This window comes from Glycomyces arizonensis DSM 44726 (assembly GCF_000482705.1).
Classification (GTDB): Bacteria; Actinomycetota; Actinomycetes; order Mycobacteriales; family Micromonosporaceae; genus Glycomyces; species Glycomyces arizonensis.
Map to the genome: position 1 here is coordinate 1 of NZ_AXWO01000018.1, position 18,162 is coordinate 18,162.

14 protein-coding genes and 1 pseudogene are annotated in these 18,162 nt (G+C 70.8%); 6 read left to right on the plus strand and 9 right to left on the minus strand.

All coding sequences use genetic code 11. The annotated features are described in order from the left end of the window. Positions 1 to 398: 398 nt before the first annotated feature. From H613_RS0113520 to deoC, 3 genes are read right to left on the minus strand one after another with little or no spacing between them, the layout of a single operon-like run. Positions 399 to 1,319 (minus strand): aldehyde dehydrogenase family protein, encoded by a 921-nt coding sequence (locus tag H613_RS0113520; protein ID WP_026924225.1) that lies wholly within the window; start codon positions 1,317 to 1,319, stop codon positions 399 to 401. Then, the gene (locus H613_RS0113525; RefSeq protein ID WP_026924226.1) at positions 1,312 to 2,736 is read right to left on the minus strand and encodes an aldehyde dehydrogenase family protein; all 1,425 of its coding nucleotides are present in this window, start codon (positions 2,734 to 2,736) and stop codon (positions 1,312 to 1,314) included. Before H613_RS0113525 ends, H613_RS0113520 begins: the two co-directional genes overlap by 8 nt. Before the next feature lie 2 nt (positions 2,737 to 2,738). Further along, the gene (deoC, locus tag H613_RS0113530) at positions 2,739 to 3,653 is read right to left on the minus strand and encodes a deoxyribose-phosphate aldolase (RefSeq protein ID WP_026924227.1); all 915 of its coding nucleotides are present in this window, start codon (positions 3,651 to 3,653) and stop codon (positions 2,739 to 2,741) included. A gap of 122 nt (positions 3,654 to 3,775) precedes the next feature. Here deoC and upp point away from each other — a divergent pair, with 122 nt between their 5' ends. Next, positions 3,776 to 4,408, plus strand: a complete 633-nt coding sequence (gene upp / locus H613_RS0113535; protein ID WP_026924228.1) for a uracil phosphoribosyltransferase — start codon at positions 3,776 to 3,778, stop codon at positions 4,406 to 4,408. 277 nt (positions 4,409 to 4,685) lie between these two features. Here upp and H613_RS0113540 read toward each other — a convergent pair whose 3' ends face one another. The 3 genes from H613_RS0113540 to H613_RS31435 all read right to left on the minus strand — a co-directional run bounded on the left by H613_RS0113540 (position 4,686) and on the right by H613_RS31435 (position 9,458). After that, positions 4,686 to 5,570, minus strand: coding sequence for a hypothetical protein (locus tag H613_RS0113540; RefSeq protein ID WP_026924229.1), 885 nt, complete (start codon positions 5,568 to 5,570; stop codon positions 4,686 to 4,688). 184 nt (positions 5,571 to 5,754) lie between these two features. After that, positions 5,755 to 7,431, minus strand: coding sequence for a phospho-sugar mutase (locus tag H613_RS0113545; protein ID WP_051393327.1), 1,677 nt, complete (start codon positions 7,429 to 7,431; stop codon positions 5,755 to 5,757). 56 nt (positions 7,432 to 7,487) lie between these two features. Further along, entirely contained in the window at positions 7,488 to 9,458 is a 1,971-nt protein-coding gene (locus H613_RS31435; RefSeq protein ID WP_211234818.1) for a serine/threonine-protein kinase, read from the minus strand. A 137-nt stretch (positions 9,459 to 9,595) separates the two neighbouring features. On the opposite strand from H613_RS31435, the gene H613_RS0113555 reads away from it, so the two are divergent. Both H613_RS0113555 and H613_RS0113560 read left to right on the plus strand, forming a co-directional pair. Beyond that, complete coding sequence (locus tag H613_RS0113555; RefSeq protein ID WP_026924231.1) at positions 9,596 to 11,182, plus strand: acyl-CoA mutase large subunit family protein; 1,587 nt, start codon at positions 9,596 to 9,598, stop codon at positions 11,180 to 11,182. A gap of 571 nt (positions 11,183 to 11,753) precedes the next feature. Then, on the plus strand, positions 11,754 to 12,944 hold the full coding sequence (locus tag H613_RS0113560) for an amidohydrolase (RefSeq protein ID WP_051393342.1): 1,191 nt from the start codon (positions 11,754 to 11,756) through the stop codon (positions 12,942 to 12,944). A gap of 60 nt (positions 12,945 to 13,004) precedes the next feature. On the opposite strand, the gene H613_RS0113565 is transcribed toward H613_RS0113560, so the two are convergent. Then, positions 13,005 to 13,448, minus strand: a complete 444-nt coding sequence (locus H613_RS0113565) for a gamma-glutamylcyclotransferase family protein (protein ID WP_026924233.1) — start codon at positions 13,446 to 13,448, stop codon at positions 13,005 to 13,007. Between H613_RS0113565 and H613_RS0113570 the strand changes: the two genes are divergently transcribed. Beyond that, positions 13,391 to 14,896 carry an NAD(P)H-quinone dehydrogenase gene (locus H613_RS0113570; RefSeq protein WP_084546607.1) on the plus strand — a complete coding sequence of 502 codons (1,506 nt, stop codon included), beginning with the start codon at positions 13,391 to 13,393 and terminating at the stop codon, positions 14,894 to 14,896. The genes H613_RS0113565 and H613_RS0113570 overlap by 58 nt on opposite strands. 265 nt (positions 14,897 to 15,161) lie before the next feature. Here the strand turns inward: H613_RS0113570 and H613_RS0113575 are convergent, their stop codons facing one another. Then, complete coding sequence (locus H613_RS0113575; RefSeq protein ID WP_026924235.1) at positions 15,162 to 15,917, minus strand: ABC transporter permease; 756 nt, start codon at positions 15,915 to 15,917, stop codon at positions 15,162 to 15,164. A gap of 65 nt (positions 15,918 to 15,982) precedes the next feature. Next, a pseudogene (locus H613_RS0113580) lies at positions 15,983 to 16,645 on the minus strand (ABC transporter ATP-binding protein); the annotation flags it as partial. 89 nt (positions 16,646 to 16,734) lie between these two features. Here H613_RS0113580 and H613_RS0113585 point away from each other — a divergent pair. Together H613_RS0113585 and H613_RS0113590 are read left to right on the plus strand one after the other, a co-directional pair. Next, positions 16,735 to 17,511 (plus strand): sensor histidine kinase, encoded by a 777-nt coding sequence (locus H613_RS0113585; RefSeq protein ID WP_026924237.1) that lies wholly within the window; start codon positions 16,735 to 16,737, stop codon positions 17,509 to 17,511. Beyond that, a complete protein-coding gene (locus tag H613_RS0113590; protein ID WP_026924238.1) occupies positions 17,508 to 18,134 on the plus strand; it encodes a response regulator in 627 nt (208 codons plus the stop codon). Before H613_RS0113585 ends, H613_RS0113590 begins: the two co-directional genes overlap by 4 nt. Positions 18,135 to 18,162: the final 28 nt, after the last annotated feature.

Sequence of the window (18,162 nt, forward strand, 5' to 3'; positions counted from 1 at the left end):
CCTTCCGGTTTGGCTCCTTCGTGCTATACACCAATGATCCCAGGCCAGGGCCGGTCCGTCATCACCCGAAGGATGCGAAAGGTTTCATGTTTCGGGACCGAACCCCCACCCTCCCAAGGAAACAGGCCACCACACACAATCACTCCACAAGGGAACAGGTGAACCTCGGTGCCGGAGAGGGGCCCGGGGAGGAGGCCTCGTCTTTGTCGCCGCCCGCTTGAAGCCGTACCAAAAGAGACTCCACCGCCGGAGAGGGACCGAAACGATCACTCCCGTCTTTGTCGCTGCCGCAGCGCACCGCAACCACGCACACGACCAACCCCGCCCGCGAACGCGCGGCCATTGCCGGGCTCCCCAGGCGCCGTCCTCTTCCTCTTCCTCAGGGCGTACGGCAGTGCTCAGTAGCCGCCGCCCGCCGCCGCGGCCATTCCTGCCGGGTGCCATACCGTCTTGTACTCCACCCACTGGCGCACCAGGTCCAACGAAGACCCACTCTTGCCGGGGCGCCGCACGACCTTGAGCGTCTCCGCCGCCGCGGCCTCCAAGTCGGCCGCCAGTGCCTCGTCTTCGACGCCGCCCAGGTCTATGCCGTTCACGTCTGCGTGGGCCGCCAAGTGCGGCGCTATCTCGGCGACCTTTCCGCTCAGCAGGTTCACCACGCCCCCAGGCAGATCCGAGGTCGCCAGGACCTCCGCGAAGCTCATCGCCGGGAGCGGCTTCTCCTCGCTCGCCACGGCCACAACCGTGTTCCCCGTCGCGATCGCCGGAGCCACCGCTTCGACCAGGCCCAGCAGCGGGTCGTCCTGCGGCGCGAATACGGCCACGACGCCGAGCGGCTCGGGCTTGGTGTGGTTGAAGAACGGCCCCGCCACCGGGTTCGCCCCGCCCAGCACCGAGGCGACCTTGTCGGTCCACCCCGCGTAGTGCACCAGAGCGTCGATCGCCGCCTCCACAGTGCCCAGTGCTTCGTGCGGCTCGGCGCCCGTGGCCTCCGACAGCTCCTCGGCGAACTGCCCCGCCCTGCCTTCGAGCATCTCTGCTGCCCGGTAGAGGATCTGCCCCCGCAGGTACGCGGTCTGACCCGCCCACGGCCGCTGCGCCTTGCGCGCGGCACTCACCGCGTCGCGGGCGTCCTTGCGGCTGGCGAGCGCGGCGTTCGCCAGCTCGGCGCCGTCCGGACCGGTCACGGCGTAGCTCCTCCCGGATTCCGAACGCGGGAACTTCCCGCCCACGTACAGCTTGTAAGTCTTCTTGACTCGCAGTCGGGCGGGGGCGGCGTTCTTCGCTCCGCCGCGCTTCGGCTTGCTCTGCTCAGACATCGAGGTAGGCCTCCAGCCCCTGGCGGCCGCCCTCGCGGCCGTAACCGGACTCCTTCACGCCGCCGAACGGGCTCGCGGCGTCGAACTGGTTGAACGTGTTGGCCCACACCACGCCCGCGCGCAGCCGCTCGGCCGTCCACAGTATCTTCGAGCCCTGCTCGGTCCACACCCCGGCCGACAGTCCGTACGGCGTGTTGTTGGCCTTGGCGATCGCCTCGTCGGGCGTGCGGAACGTCAGCACCGACAGCACCGGCCCGAAGATCTCCTCCCGGGCGATGCGCATCGACTGTTGCACACCGGTGAACACCGTTGGCCGGAACCAGAAGCCCCGCTCGGGAAGCTCGCACTCGGGCTGCCATGCCTCGGCGCCGTCGGCCGCGCCGGTCTCGGTGAGCGCTTCGATGCGCGTCAGCTGCTCGGCGGAGTTGATGGCGCCGATGTCGGTGTTCTTGTCGAGCGGGTCCCCCACGCGCAGTGTCGCCACGCGCTCCTTCAGGCGCGCCAAGACGTCGTCGGCGATCGATTCCTGCACCAGCAGGCGCGAACCGGCGCAGCACACGTGCCCCTGGTTGAAGAAGATGCCGTTGACGATGCCCTCGACGGCCTGGTCGACGGGCGCGTCGTCGTAGACGATGTTGGCGGCCTTGCCGCCCAGTTCGAGGGTGAGCTTCTTCTTCGACCCGGCGACGGCCTTCGCGATGGAGCGGCCCACGGCCGTCGAGCCGGTGAAGGCGACCTTGTCCACAGGGCTGTGGACGAGCGCCTCGCCGGTGGCTCCCGCACCGGGCAGGATGTTCACCACGCCCGGCGGCAGGTCGGCCTCCTGGCACAGCTCGGCGAACATGAGCGCCGTCAGCGGCGTGGTCTCGGCCGGCTTCAGCACCACCGTGTTGCCGCAGGCGAGCGCCGGGGCGATCTTCCACGAGAGCATGAGCAGCGGGAAGTTCCAGGGGATGACCTGCCCGACGACGCCGAGCGGCCGCGGGTCGGGGCCGAGTCCCGCGTAGTCGAGCTTGTCGGCCCACCCGGCGTGGTAGAAGAAGTGCTGCGCCGCGGTCGGGATGTCGAAGTCGCGGGTCTCCTTGATCGGCTTGCCGTTGTCGATCGACTCGGCCGCCGCGAACTCGCGTGCGCGCTCCTGGAGGAGCCGGGCGATGCGGAACAGGTACTTGCCGCGCTCGGCGCCGCCCATGCGGCCCCACACGGTCTCGTGGGCGCGGCGGGCCGCGGCCACGGCGGCCGCCACGTCGGCCTCGCCCGCCTCGGCGACGGTGAACAGCACTTCCTCATTGGACGGGTTGATCGACTTGAACGTCGATCCGTCCTCGGCGTCGACGAACTTCCCGTCGATGAACAGCCCGTAGTGCTCCCGGATCTCGGGCCGGACCGACTCCGGCGCCGGCGCGTACTCGAACATCGTCAATCCACCGTCACATAGTCGGGACCGGAGTAGTGCCCGGTCGTGAGCTTCTGGCGCTGCATGAGCAGGTCGTTGAGCAGACTGGAGGCGCCGAAGCGGAACCAGTGCGGCGAGAGCCAGTCGTCGCCGAGGACCTCGTTGACGCACACCAGGTACTTGATCGCGTCCTTGGTGGTGCGGATGCCGCCGGCCGGCTTGACGCCGACCTGGACGCCCGTGGCGGCCCGGAAGTCGCGCACGGCCTGCATCATCAGCAGCGTGACCGGCAGGGTGGCGCCGCCGCCGACCTTGCCGGTGGAGGTCTTGATGAAGTCGGCTCCGGCGTGCATCGCCAGGTGCGAGGCGCGGCGGACGTTGTCGTAGGTGACCAGCTCGCCGGTCTCCAGGATGACCTTGAGGCGGGCCTCGCCGCAGGCGGCCTTGACGGCGCGGATCTCGTCGAAGACGCGTTCGAGGTCCCCGGCGAGGAACGCGCCGCGGTTGATGACCATGTCGATCTCGTCGGCGCCCGCGGCCACGGCCGCCTCGGTGTCGGCGAGCCTGACGTCGAGCGGGACCTGCCCGGCGGGGAAGCCGGTCGCCACGGAGGCGACCTTGACGCCCGAGCCCTTGAGGGCCTCGACCGCCACGGCGGCCATCGCCGGGTAGACGCACACCGCCGCGACCGACGGGGCGCCGGTGTCGGGGCGGACGGCCTTGGCGCACAGCGTGCGGACCTTGCCGGGGGTGTCGGCGCCTTCGAGCGTGGTGAGGTCGATCATGCCGATGGCCAGGTCGATCGCGTGCGCCTTCGACGCCTTCTTGATCGAGCGGGTGCCCAGGCCCGCCGCGCGCGCTTCGAGGCCGACGGCGTCCACGCCCGGCAGTGAGCGCGCGAGCGCGACGGCCTCGGCGCCGTTCAGAATAGATCCCATGACCCCATGATTCATAGCCCCATGATATCCGTTCTCGCGATTCGCGTCGCCTTCGTGTGCCGACCAGCTCACATTAGCTCGCAACAGTGCTCGTCAAGGCCCGGCCGTTAAGGTTGGGAACCGTGGATGTACAGATCGTCGAACACCCGCTCGCCGCCGAGAGGCTCACCGCCATGCGCGACGAGCGGTCCGACTCCCCGCGGTTCAGAGCCGCACTGCACGAGCTCACCAGCATCCTCGTCTACGAGGCCACCCGCGACGTGGCCGTCGCCGAGTACGGGATCCGCACCCCGGTGGCGCCCGCCAAGGGCTACAAGCTCGCCAACCCGCCGGTGCTGGTGCCGGTGCTGCGCGCCGGGCTCGGCATGGCCGACGCGGCGCTGGCGATGATCCCCGACGCCTCGATGGGCTTCGTCGGGCTCGCCCGAGACGAGGAGACCCACGAGCCGTACGCCTACATGGAGTCCCTGCCCGACGACCTGTCCGAGCGGCACGTGATCGTCCTCGACCCGATGGTCGCCACCGGCGGCTCGCTCCTGCGCTGCTGCGAGATGATCGCCTCCCGCGGCTGCACCGACATCACCCTGGTCTGCGTGCTCGCCGCCCCCGAGGGCATCGAGAAGCTGCGCGGGGCGGGCCTGGGACTGCGCATGACCACCGCGGCGGTCGACCCGGGCCTGAACGACCGCGCCTACATCGTCCCGGGCCTCGGCGACGCGGGGGACCGCCAATTCGGCGCCTACCGCCGCTTCTGAGAACCGAGCGAAGAAGGCCGGGCGCGCCAGCGCCCGGCCTTCTTCGCTCGAACTCGTTGCCACCGCTGAGCCTGCCCCGGGGCAGGTCCTCACCGCGCGCCGTAAAACATCTCCTGAATATCGGGATCGATGTCGAAATCGCCGTTGTCGTAAACCAACTCGCCTTCGAGACCGCCGAAAACGACTCGGCGCGGCCTCCTCAGCCGAGGAGGCAGCTCCGTCGCCCGTGGCCCCACTATTGTCGCCGCGACGAAGCGCCGCCAGCCGAATCCTCCGACTAGCCGAAGACTTCATCGCTGGAGGCTGCGACGATGGCCGTCCGGCGCCAGGAGCGGAGCCGGTCATGGTCGGTGCAGGTCTTGACCAGTTCACGCTGTTCGGCGGTTGGCTCCAGCGAGCGGGCCGCCAGGATGTCGAGGACCGCTTCGCGCGCCTCCACGAGCTCGCCTTCTTCGCGGCCCTCATCGCGGAGGCTGTCAGCCCAGACCGAGTGGTACTTGTACGGGGTCTTCGCCATGATCGTCTCCAAGATTTTCGCGGGCTCGCCCTGCAACGCCTTCAAGACGGCATAGAGTCGGCGGCTCGCTTCCTCCTCTTTGATTCTAGACAGGAAATCGTTGAGTGTCGTCAGCACCGCTTCGCGGTTCGGGCCGCTCCCATGGAGGAGGGCCGAAAGCATGACCGATCCCGCGTCGGCCGCCGGATCGTCGGGGTCGGTGATGGGCCGCACCTGCGAGGGGCCGACCGACACCGGACGGACCGTGGAGCCGGGGCCTAGGTCGATCGGTTTGCGGGCCTCGGCCGCCACCTCGTCGCAGTCGCTGATCACCAGCAGGATCACCGGGCACCGGTGCATCTCGTAGAGCACGCCGAAGTCGGCGGCCCACCTTGGCCGCACCCGTTCGATGAGCTTGGCCGGGTTCTGCTTGTTCCGCCGGTGCGCCTCCACCGGGACGATCAGCGGACCTTCCGGCAGGACGAGCCGAGCCACGAAGTCGATGCGCCGCTCGAACGGGACCCTCCGGTTGGCGTTCTCGGACACGCCTCCGGCCGAGCACAGCTGCGCCGGATCATATGCCATCCCGGCCAGTCGCAGCAACTGCACGACGTAAGCGGGATCGAAACGGGCGACATCGAGAATGCCCTCATGCTGGCCGGTCACTCCGTCACGGGTCACACGGCCTCCTTTGCCATCGGTCGTGATCGGTTGACACCGCGTCTAACTCGTTGGCGTGAGGAAAAGTGATGGCAAATCGGCAAAGTATGCGAGTAGTCACATTCACGTAAAGGAGAGGGCCGGGCGCGTCAGCGCCCGGCCCTCTCGTGCTGGTGGTGGCTAGTGCCGGTTAGTGCTGGACTCCCAGCAGGCCCGCCACTTCGGCTCGCAGGGCCGCCAGGGCCGCTCTGGCGCGTTCTCTCGCCGCCTCCAGGTCGTCCCCGGCCTCCTCGCGGACTTCCAGGTAGGCCTTCAGCTTCGGTTCCGTGCCGCTCGGGCGGGCCACCACGCGGAGGTTCGCCGTCCTGACCGTGACCACGTCGGCGTCGGGGAGGCGGTCGGTCCACTCGGTCACCGGCTCGTCCAGCAGCTCGTCGGGCCGGTGCGAGCGCAGGTGCTTCATGCACGCGTCGATCTCGGCGAGGTCCTCCACGCGCAGTGAGAGCTGCCCGGTCTCGTAGACGCCGAACTCCTCGGCCAGCTCGTCCAGGCGGTCGGCCAGCGTCGCGAGCTTCGCGGCCTGCCCGGCGGCGATCTCCGAGACCACCAGGGCCGCCGAGATGCCGTCCTTGTCGCGCAGGAACTGCGGCGCCACGCAGTAGCCCAGGGCCTCCTCGAACGCGAACGCCAGGTCCGAACCGGCCCTCGCGAGCCACTTGAAGCCCGTCAGGGTCTCCTCGTAGCCGAAGCCGCGGGCCTCGCACATGGCCTTCAGCTGCGTGGTGGAGACGATCGTCGTCGCGTACGTCCCGTTGTGGCCCTTGCGCATCCAGTGGTCGGCCAGCAGCACGCCCACCTCGTTGCCCGTCAGTTGGCGCCACGTCCCGTCGCCGGTCGGCACGGCCACCGAGCAGCGGTCGGCGTCCGGGTCGAGCGCCACCGCCACGTCCGCGCCCTCTTCGGCCGCAAGGGCCTTGAGCAGGTCGATCGCGCCGGGCTCCTCGGGGTTCGGGAACGCCACGGTCGGGAAGTCGGGGTCGGGCTCGGCCTGCTCGGGCACGAGCACCGGCGCCCGGAAACCGGCGCGCTCCATCGCTCTTACGAGCGTCCGCCCGCCCACGCCGTGCATCGGCGTGGCGACCGCGGCGAGGCGCTTGGGGTCGTCGGGGTCGACCACGGACGCGACCGCGGCCAGGTACCGCTCGACGATCCCTTCGTCGAGGACCTCGCCGTCGTCGCCGAGCGGGATCTCCGAGAGCGGCCCGAGCGCGGCGATCGAGGCCTCGATCTCGGTGTCGGCCGGCGGCACGATCTGCGCGCCCGCGCCGAGCTCGCCGCCCAGTTCGCGCCCGAGGTAGACCTTGTACCCGTTGTCCTGCGGCGGATTGTGGCTCGCGGTCACCTGCACCGCGGCGGCGCCGTCGAGCGCGGTCACCGCGAACGCGGTCACCGGCGTGGGCAGCGGCCCCGGCATGACCAGCGCGCGGCGGCCCGAGCCGGTGACGACGCGGGCGGTCTCGGCGGCGAACTCGCGGCTGCGGTGCCGCGCGTCGTAGCCGATGACGACCGGGCCGCTCGCGCCCTTCGCGTCGAGCCAGCGCACCAGCCCGGCGGCGGCGGCGCGTACCACGGCCCGGTTCATGCCGTTCGGGCCCGCCCGCAGCGGGCCGCGCAGCCCGGCCGTGCCGAACCGGAGCCGTCCCGCGAAGCGGTCGGCCAGTTCGGCCTCTGACTGCGGCAGCGCGTCGAGCAGCCGGTAGAGCTCGTCGCGGTCGTCCTTGTCGGGGTCGTCGGTGATCCAGGTGAGCGCCTCGGCGCGCAGCGCGTCGAGGCCGCCGGTCGCTTCTCGTGTCTGCGAGGACTCCATGCCGAAATCCTCGCACACCCGGTGCCCCGGAGGCGCCTGTTGCGCACGGTGTGGCATCACCCGGTCTGGAACGACCGCAGCGCCTCGTCGTAGACCTGCTGTGATAGCTCCCAGGACTCGGCGGGCCCGGCGATGAACACGCCGTAGGCGGTCCCGTCGCCGGCGTCCACGATGGCCCAGATGGAGTGCCGCTCGGCCCCCGAGGCGATATCGGTGCCGGTGTATTCGATGACGGCGCCGCTCATCCCACCGAACTCGACGCCTTCGAGCCGGATCTGCTCGAGGTCGGTGGTGTCGGTGCCGAGGTCGTTCTCGTAGAAGTCGGCGAGGTAGCCCTGGGGGTCGCCCGCGCCGCGGTCGGACCCGGAGTAGAACCGCACCCACTGGGTGTCGTCCTCGGTGTTGTAGTAGGTGACGAAGTCGTCCTGCGCGAGCCCCTCACCCCAGGCGGACGGGTAGTCGACGCTGAAGCCGTCGCCTTCGTGGGTCGCGGTCTCGAAGCTCGGGCCAGTGTCCTCTTCTTCGCCGCCATCGCCTTCGGCGGGGGAGGCGGTCTCGGCGGGGCCCTCCGAGGCGGTCGGCGCGGGGTCTTCGGCCCCACCGCCACCGCCACCGCCGTCGAACTGCCACCGGTACACCACGTAGCCCAGGCCGAGGACGACGACGAGGCACACTGCCGCGATCGCGAGTTTCCTTCCGATGCCGGCCGGCTCGGGGGCCTCCTCGGGCTCGCGCGTGCGGGGGCGCGAGCGCGGCGGCGGGGTCGCCTGCCGGAACGAGCCGGAGGGCTCGGCGGCGCGCGTCGGAGCGCTCCCGGCGGGTATGGGGCCGGTGTTGCCCGCCAGCGGCCCGGAGAGCAGCTCGGCGAGCTCGCCTCGGACCTGCTCGAGGGTGTGCCGCTGGTGCGGCTCCTTGGCGAGCATCCCGCCCAGCAGCGGCGTGAGCGGCCCCGCGCCCCGGGGGCTCTCGGGCGGGTCCTGGACGACGGCGCGCATCGTCGCGACCGCGTCGCCGCGGTCGAACGGCGGCCGCCCCTCCACGGCCGCGTACAGCGTGACGCCGAGGCTGAAGACGTCGCTGGCCGGCTCGGCCGGGTGCCCCACGGCGCGCTCGGGCGCGATGTAGTGGGCCGAGCCGAGGACCTTGCCGGGAGTGGTGCCGCCGGAGACCTGGTTCATCTGGGCCGCACCGAAGTCGGACAGGACGCAGCGGCCGTCGACGGAGATGAGGACGTTGCCGGGCTTGACGTCGCGGTGGATGATCCCCGCCTCGTGCGCGGCCTGGAGCGCCCCGACCAGCGCCAGGCCGATCTTGGCGGCGACGCGCGGCGGCAGCGGCCCGTCGGCGGTGAGGATGTCGGCGAGGCTGCGCGCCTGGAGCAGCTCCATGACGATCCACGGCAGCCCGGCGTGCTCGACGACGTCGAAGACGCGGATGACCGACGGATGGGACAGCCCCGCGGCGATCTGCGCCTCGCGCCTGGACCGGTCGATGAGCTGGACGCGCTCGCCCGGCGGCAGGTCGGGCGGCAGGAACACCTCCTTGAGCGCCACCTCGCGCCGCAGCACGGTGTCGTCGGCGCGCCACACCGAGCCGTTGCCGCCCTTGCCGACGAGGTCGACGAGCCGGTACCGGTCGCCGACCATGTCGCCGGGGCCGGCGTGGTGGCCCGCCGAGCCGGGGGTGTTGTAGCCGAACGACGACTGGGCCTGGCGGCCGTAGTCGTCCTCGCCGCCGCCGCCGACGGCGAAGCTCTGCCCGTAATTGCCGTAGCTGCCGCTGTCGCCGCCGTACGGCTGCTGCCGGTAGGCGCCCGAGGACCCGCCGTAGGGGCCCTGGTTGTAGGAGGACGAGTCGCCGAACCGCCCGCCGCGGGCATCGTGCGAACCCGACGGCGGCGACCCGTATGATGAATCCTCATAGGGCCCAGCGGCATCGGTAGATCGCTGCCTGGGCGGCACGCGCCCGGAGCGGGGGTCCTGCCAGGCACTGGGACCGCCGCGTCCGTAGTCTGCTGAATACGCCATTCGGCAACTCCTCGCGAGGGCTCTTCACTAGTTTGCCGTGTCCGCGCCACGCTCCGCATGCCGGGTTCTGGTCACACCCGAGGTGTTCACGCGATCGACCCTCCCGGAGCGGACGCCGAACCACTAGGATCTTGGAGATGCAGCCGCCCACGCAAGGCCGAGGCGGAGTCGAGATCCGACCCGTGTACGGCCCCGAAGACCTCGCCGCAGACCTGCCCGAACGGCTCGGAGACCCCGGGGCGTTCCCGTACACGCGCGGCATCCACCCCACCATGTACACCTCCCGGCCCTGGACGATGCGCCAGTACGCCGGGTTCGCCACGGCCGCCGAGTCCAACCGGCGCTACCGGGACCTCCTCGCCCACGGCACCACCGGGCTCAGCGTCGCCTTCGACTTGCCCACGCAGATGGGCTACGACTCCGACGCCCCCGAGGCGGCCGGTGAGGTCGGCAAGGTCGGCGTCGCCGTCGACTCGATCGACGACATGCGGACCCTGTTCGACCAGATTCCGCTCGCCGAGGTCTCCACCTCGATGACCATCAACGCCCCCGCCGCGGTCCTGCTGCTGCTCTACCAGCTCGTCGCCGAGGAGCAGGGCGCCGACCCCGCCGAGCTGCGCGGCACGATCCAGAACGACATCCTCAAGGAGTACATCGCGCGCGGCACCTACATCTTCCCGCCCGCGCCCAGCCTGCGCCTGGTCAGCGACACGTTCGCGTACTGCGCCGCCGAGCTGCCGCGGTGGAACACGATCTCGATCTCCGGCTACCACATGGCCGAGGCCGGCGCCACGCCCGCGCAGGAGCTCGCGTTCACCCTCGCCGACGGCATCGAGTACGTGAACTGCGCGCTGGCGGCCGGGCTCGACGTCGACGCGTTCGCGCCGCGGCTGTCGTTCTTCTTCGTGGCCCGCTCGGCGATCCTCACCGAGGTGGCCAAGTTCCGCGCCGCCCGCAGGCTGTGGGCCCGCATCATGCGCGAGCGCTTCGGCGCGGCCGACCCGCGCTCGCTCAAGCTCCGCTTCCACACCCAGACCGCCGGCGTCGAGCTCACCGCCCAGCAGCCCGAGGTCAACATGGCCCGCGTGACCGTCCAGGCCCTCGCCGCCGTCATGGGCGGCACGCAGTCGCTGCACACCAACGCCTACGACGAGGCCATCGCCCTGCCCACCGACGCCTCCGCCCGGCTCGCGCTGCGCACCCAGCAGGTCATCGCCGCCGAGACCGACCTGTGCGAGACCGTCGACCCGTTCGCCGGCTCGTACGCGGTCGAATCGCTCACCGACCGGATCGAGGCCGAGGCCGAGGGCCTCATCGACGCGGTGTTCGCGCACGGCTCGGTGACGGCCGCGATCGAGGCCGGGTTCCAGAAGGGCGAGATCGAGCGCAGCGCCTACGAGACGGCCAAGCGCATCGACGCCGGTGAGCAGGTCGTCGTCGGCGTCAACGCCTATACCGCGGGCGGCGACGACGCCCCCTATAAGCCGCTCAGAGTCGATCCGGCGGTCGAGGCCGCCCAGATCGAGCGGCTTCGCGAGCGCCGCGGCGCCCGCGACACCGCGGCCGTCGAGGCGGCCCTGGCCGGGCTGCTCGCCGCGGCCCGCGGCACCGACAACGTCCTCTACCCGCTGAAGGCCGCGCTCGCCGCGGGCGCCACGGTGGGTGAGGTATGCGGAACACTGGCGGAGGAATGGGGCCGATACGTCCCCGCCGACAGTTTGTAGCCCCATTGTCACCGAATGGCGGAAGCGCACAAACTGTCTGATGCCGCCATTGCGAACTCCGGGAATACTGGGCGCGAACGCGCCGCGAGGGGACGAATCGCGCGGCGGGTCATTGAAAAGTCGGATCAGGGCCGTAACTTTTGGTGTCGGAAAGCGTTATGCACCACAACGGGGTCCTCGGACGTACGGTCAGCAGCTGTTGCGCCACCATGCGCGCGGTCATTGATCACGCTGAGTGCCAATATGTTTCGATTTCGCGGCGAGCGGTGTGGCCCGCCGATGCGGATCACTGCGGAGGCGTAGCTCAACCGGACGTCCGCCGCGACGGAGAGCGATCGGGTTTAAGCTTGCCCGATCGGTCTCCTTTGGCGCTGATTCACTGATGCGAATTGAGAGGCGCGAAGGAATGTACACGCTCACTGCGGAGAATGTCGTCGAAATGGGAACAGCAACCAAATCCAATGAGGCCCACCTGTCCGGTGCGAAGGCGTCCGAGCCCCGCCTCCTGGTGCCCGCTGCGCTGCCCTCGATCGGCATCACACCCGATCCCACCGCACCGGAGCCTCCCATCATGCCCACATCACTGCCCCGATTCCTCGACTCCTGGCTGGAAGCCCACTTCGACGACCTCGTCGCCGACCGCCGCCACATCCACGCCAACCCGCGCCTGTCCCGCGGCGAGCAGGACACCGCCGACTACGTCGCCGAGCAGCTCGTCGCCGCCGGGCTCAAGCCGCAGCCCATCCCCGACGGCACCGGCCTGACCTGCGACATCGGCGACGGCGACCGGGTCATCGCGATCCGGGCGGACATGGACGCCCTGCCGATCCAGGACCCGAAGGACGTCCCGTACCGCTCGACCGTCGACGGCGTCTGCCACGCGTGCGGCCACGACGCCCACACGGCGATCCTCATCGGCGTCGGCCGCGTCCTCGCCGAGCTGTCGGCCCGCGGGGAGCTCCCCGGCCGGTTCCGGCTGGTCTTCCAGCCGTCCGAGGAGCAGTTCCCGTCCGGCGCGCCCACCATGATCAAGCACGGCGCGCTCACCGACGTCGCGGCGATCTTCGCCTTCCACTGCGATCCGCAGTTCCTCGCCGGGCAGGTCGGCGTGCGCAACGGCCCCCTCACCGCCGCCTGCGACGTCATGGAGATCCGCATGCGGGGCCGCGGCGGGCACACCTCCCGGCCGCACCTGACCACCGACCTCATCAACGCGATGGGCCGCGTCATCGTCGACATGCCCGCGCTGGTCGGCCGCCGCATCGACCCCAGGCACGCCGTCGCGATCGTCTTCGGCGCCGTCCAGGCCGGCGAGGCCGCCAACGCGATCCCCGAAGAGGCCCTCGCGCGCGCCACCATCCGCATGCAGGGCCGGGAGACGTGGCAGATGATCCCCGACCTCGTCCAGGAGGTCACCCGCTCGGTCGCCCGCTCGGCGGGCGTCGAATGCGAGATCGAGTACCGGCGGGGTGTCCCGCCGGTGGTGAACGACCGGCTCGCCTCGGCGATGTTCGCCGGCGCCACCGCCGCCGCCCTCGGGGACCAAGCCGTCGCCGAGGCCCCCATGTCGATGGGCGGCGAGGACTTCGCCTACTACCTCGAGCAGGTGCCCGGCGCGATGGCCCGCCTCGGCGTCGGCCGCCCCGGCGTCGCGTGCGACATCCACCAGGGCAACTTCGACATCGACGAGGCCGCGCTCGGCCACGGTGTGCGCGTCATGGCCCACACCGCGCTCGCCGCGGCCGCCAGTCCGGCGCTCTGAACGGCACTTCGAGCAGCGACGGCGGCGGGGAGGATCGCCTCCCCGCCGCCGTCTCGCGTCTTATTCGGCGGTCGGGCGCTTGCGCAGCGCCGCCACGTAGTCCTGCGGCGCCCCCGCGGCCTCGGCCGCGCGCATGATCTCGTCCAGGTACCACTGGCTCGGCAGGCCGCCCTCGAAGCCCTCGAAGACGTACAGCCACACCGGGCGGTTCGCCTCCAGCGTCGCCGCCTGGAGGTGCATCTTGCGATACAGCCCGGAGTTGAGGCCCTCGAGCTCGTCGAGGACCGCGCGGTCGGCCGGGTCCAGGTCGTAGAGCGCGACGAACACGCGCTCCCCGGGGGCCTCCACGACCGTGGCCACCGCGGACTCCCAGCCCAGGTCGGCCCCGGCGAACGTCAGGCGCCAGCCCTCGAGCCAGCCCGTCCCCACCAGCGGCGAACGCGGGCATGTCGCCCGCATGCGGGCGGGGTCTAGATTCGAGCCGTACGCGGCATAGAGATGCACGACTCGAAGATACCCTGGAACCTGCCCGAACAGCAGCATCCCCGACACCGAAAGGCGCAACCGTGGCACGAGTAGCGATCATCGGCGGCGGTCCGGCCGGATATGAGGCCGCCCTCGTGGCGGCCCAACTCGGCGCCGACGTCACCCTCATCGAATCGACCGGCGCCGGAGGCGCCTGCGTCCTCTCCGACTGCGTGCCGTCCAAGACCTTCATCGCCGCCTCCAACGTCCTCACCGAGATCCACGAGAGCACCCCGATGGGCGTCGGCGCCGTCGACACGACGATCGACGCCAAGGCCGTCAACGGCCGCGTCAGGCGCCTGGCCACCCAGCAGTCCGCCGACATCGCCCAGAAGGTCGCCGCCGCCGGCGTCGAGATCGTCTACGGCCGCGGCGCGCTGCGCCTGGACAACCGGCACAACTACGTGCACGAGCTGCGCGTCACGCCGCTCGAAGGCGAGCCGTACGACACGGACTGCGACATCGTCCTCATCTGCACCGGGGCCACGCCCCGCACGCTGACCTCGGCGCCGACCGACGGCGAGCGGATCCTCTCCTGGCGCCAGCTCTACGACCTCGATGAGCTGCCCGAGCACCTCATCGTCGTCGGTTCCGGCGTCACCGGCGCCGAGTTCGCCTCCGCCTACCTCGCGATGGGCTCGCAGGTCACGCTCATCTCCTCGCGGGACCGCGTCATGCCGCACGAGGACGCCGACGCGGCCGAGACCGTCGGCAAGGTCTTCGAGAAGCGCGGCATGGACATCCGCAACCACTCGCGGGCCGCGGCGGCGCGCCGCACCGCCACCGGCGTCGAGGTCGAGCTCGAGGACGGCACCGTCGTCGACGGCAGCCACGCCCTCATCTGCGTCGGCTCCATCCCCAACTCCGACGACCTCGGCCTCCACGCCTACGGCGTCGACGTCAACGAGCGCGGCTTCATCCCCGTCGACAAGGTCTCGCGCACCAACGTCCCCGGCGTCTACGCCGCGGGCGACGTCACCGGCGTCCACGCCCTCGCCTCGGTCGCGGCCATGCAGGGCCGCATCGCGATCTGGCACGCCCTCGGGGAGGCCGTGCGGCCGCTCAAACTCGCCAACGTCGCGGCGAACGTGTTCACCGACCCCGAGCTGGCGTCCGTGGGCGTCAGCCAGTCCGAGGTCGACGCGGGCAAGGTCGACTGCCGGGCCGTGCTGCTGCCGCTGTCGTCCAACCCGCGCGCGAAGATGGTCGACCGCACCGACGGGTTCGTGAAGCTGTTCGCGTGGAACTCCTCGGGAATCGTCGCCGGGGGCGTCGTCGTCGCCTCTCGGGCCTCTGAGCTCATCACCCCGATCGCGCTGGCCGTCGAACAGCGCCTCACCGTGGAGCAGCTGGCCCGCACTTTGACGATCTACCCGTCGCTGTCGGGCTCGATCGCCGAGGCCGCGCGCCAGCTCATGGAGTACTGAACACGGCGGCGGTGCCCGGTCCGCACAAGCGCGGACCGGGCACCGCCGAATGAGAGCGCGGCTGGACGCTCCGCCCCAGCTCGCGCGGACCCGCACCGGGACCATGCTCGGCATCACCGTGTGCGTGGTACTGATCCGCATTTGCACGGACCGGACTGGCACCACCGACCCTATAGCCTATAACTCATACATATATCATGTCTTATGGCTATATCTTATAGCCTGAAATCCTGTAGGCTATATCCTATAGGATTTCAGGCTGCGTTCAAGCGTCTCTGCGGCGCATCGACCACCAGGCCGCCGCCAGTGCCGCCGCCGTCCACAGCACCAGGATCCCGATCCCGCCCCAAGCGCTGTAGTCGCGACCGAACTGCGGGTCGCCCGGCACCGTCATGTGCATGATGACCATCCCGACCTGGTCGGGCAGATACTGCGCCACCGGTTTGATCGCCTCGACGTTCCCCAGGCCCTGCGAGGACAGGAACAGGATCGGCAGCAGGACCGACAGCGCGATCACCGTGCTGCGCACCATGACCGCGACGGCCGCCGTGAACACGCTCAGCAGGGTGAGGTGGATCCAGCCGCCCAGCAGCACCTCGATCGTCCACCATTCGGTCAGCGGCGCGGCCCCGTCGCCGATCGTGAACCGGACCAGCGCGAACACCGCCGACTCCACGATGAGCGCCGCGGCCCCGACGGTCAGGCCCACCGCCGTCATCTTCGCGGCGAACAGCCTGCCGCGCGAGGGCACGGCCGCCAGCGAGGCCCGGATCGTGCCCGTCGAGAACTCCGAGCCCACGGTCGCGACCGCGAAGGTGACGAGCACGAGCTGCCCGGTGAGGAGTCCGAAGGAGACCGGGAGGATCGCATCGTCCGCCGGGCCGCCGGGATCGAACGCCCTGGCGACCATCCAGCTCAGCCCGAGCGCGACGGCCGCGAACAGGCCCAGTGTGATCACTGTGGATCGAACCGAGCGGACCTTCACCCATTCGGCGGCGATCGCCGATCCCAGCGCGCTCATCGGCCCCCACCGCCTTGGAACTCGACCGAAGCGCCCGTCAGGCGCATGAACGCCTCCTCCAGTGTCGAGCCGCTGTTCGCGGCGATGAATTCCTCAGTGGACGTGTCCGCCAGCAGGCGCCCCCGGCCGATCACCACCAGGTGCTCGGCCGTCAGCGCCATCTCAGCCATGAGGTGGCTCGAGACGAGCACCGTGCGGCCCTCGGCCGCGAGGCGCTTGACCAGGTTCCTGATCCAGATCACCCCTTCGGGGTCGAGCCCGTTCACCGGCTCGTCGAGGATGAGCACGTCCGGATCGCCCAGCAGCGCCGCCGCCACACCGAGGCGCTGGCGCATGCCGAGGGAGAACGTGCGCGCGGTCTTCCCGGCGACGTCGGCCAGACCGGTCTCGTCGAGGACCTCGCGGACCCGCGAGGTCGGCAGGCCGTTCGTCTTCGCCAGCCACAGCAGATGATTGAAGGCGCTGCGGGACGGATGCACCGCATCGGCCTCCAAGAGCGCGCCCACCCGCGTCAGCGGGCGCTCCAGCTCGGCGTACGGCCTCCCGTCGATCAGGGCCCTGCCGCTCGTCGGCCGGTCCAGCCCCAGGGCCATGCGGATGGTCGTGGACTTGCCCGCGCCGTTGGGGCCCAGGAAGCCGGTCACGCGGCCCGGTTCGACCGTGAACGACAGGCCGTCCACCGCCGCCTTCTGGCGGTACCGCTTCGTCAGCTCGTGTATTTCGATCACGCTGCCACCGTAGGAAGGCCGCGGCCCCGGCGATAGTCGCCGAACGTCGCGGGCCGGTGCGACGAAAGAGGACCCGTACGCTGAGCCGTATGACTACCCTCCTCGTCTGGCTGGCGGTCGGCATCGCGCTGTGGCAGCTGTACCGGCGCACCGCGCGCGAACGCGAGGCCGCGGTCCAGCGCGAACGGCTCCGCATCGCCCGCGACATGCACGACAGCCTCGGCCGCAGGCTCGGCCTCGCCGCCGTCCAGGCGGGAGCCCTCGAAGTCACCGCGGACGACGAGACGAAGGCGGCGGCGCGCCGTGTCGGCGACGCCGTCCGGGCCGCGGTCGACGACCTGCACGACCTGGTCGGCGTCCTCAGAGACGGGTCGCCCGGCGCCGAACACGATCTGACCGGCGTCGCCGCGCTCGTCGCCGACGCCGAGCGGGCCGGGGCCGAGGTCGAACTGGTCCAGACCGGAACGCCGATCGCGCTGCCGCCCATGGCTGACCGGGCGGCCTACGGCGTCGTCGAGGAGGGGCTCGCCAACGCGGCCAAGCACGCCGGGGGACGACCGGTGAAGGTCGCGATCACCTGGGAGGACGACGCGCTGCTCGTCTGTGTTGCAAACCCTGTGTCCAACCCTGTCGGCGGCGAGGGAGGCCCGTCCGGAGGCTTCGGACTGACCGGTCTGCGCGAGCGCGTCGAGGCGGCAGGCGGCCTCCTCGACGTCCGCGCCGCGGACGGGCGGTTCCAGCTGAGCGCCATGCTGCCGGTGACCGCGCCGAGGCGGCTGCGCGGCGTGGCACTGGCCGGGGCCGTCACGATCGCCGTGCTGATCGCGCTCCTGCCGGTGAGCGTGGTCTCGGGGGCCCAGCCGTGATCCGTGTCCTGGTGGCCGACGACGAGCCGCTCGTCGTCGAGGGCATCCGCACTGTCCTCGAATCGGCCGGCGACATCACCGTGGCGGCGACCGCCCACAACGGACGCGATGCGCTTTCCGCGGCCGACGGCGTCGACGTGGCGCTGCTCGACCTCAATATGCCCGGGCTCGGCGGCCTCGACGTCCTCGAACGCCTTGGCGCCACCCGCGCGCTGATCCTCACCTCCTTCGGCGACCAGGACAACGTGCTCGCTGCCGTCCAGAGCGGCGCGGCGGGGTTCTTGCTGAAGACCTGCGCGCCCGAGGAGCTCATCCGCGCCGTCCGCGCCGTCCACGACGGCGAGGCCTACCTGTCCCCGGCCGTCACAAGGCAACTGCTCCACTTGGTGCGGCCCGCCGCCGTGCCGAGGCGCCGCGACGCCGTCCAGCGGCTCTCGCGCCTGGCCGCACGCGAAAGGGAAGTCTTGGAGTTGCTCGCCGAAGGGATGCCGAACGCCGAGATCGCGCGCCGCGCGCACATGAGCGAGGCCACGGTGAAGACCTACGTCAGCCGCATCCTGGCCAAGCTCGAATGCGACAACCGCGTCCAGGCGGCCCTCCTCGCCCGCGACGCCCGCACCTGAGCGAGGCGAGCCTATAGCCCATAAGATG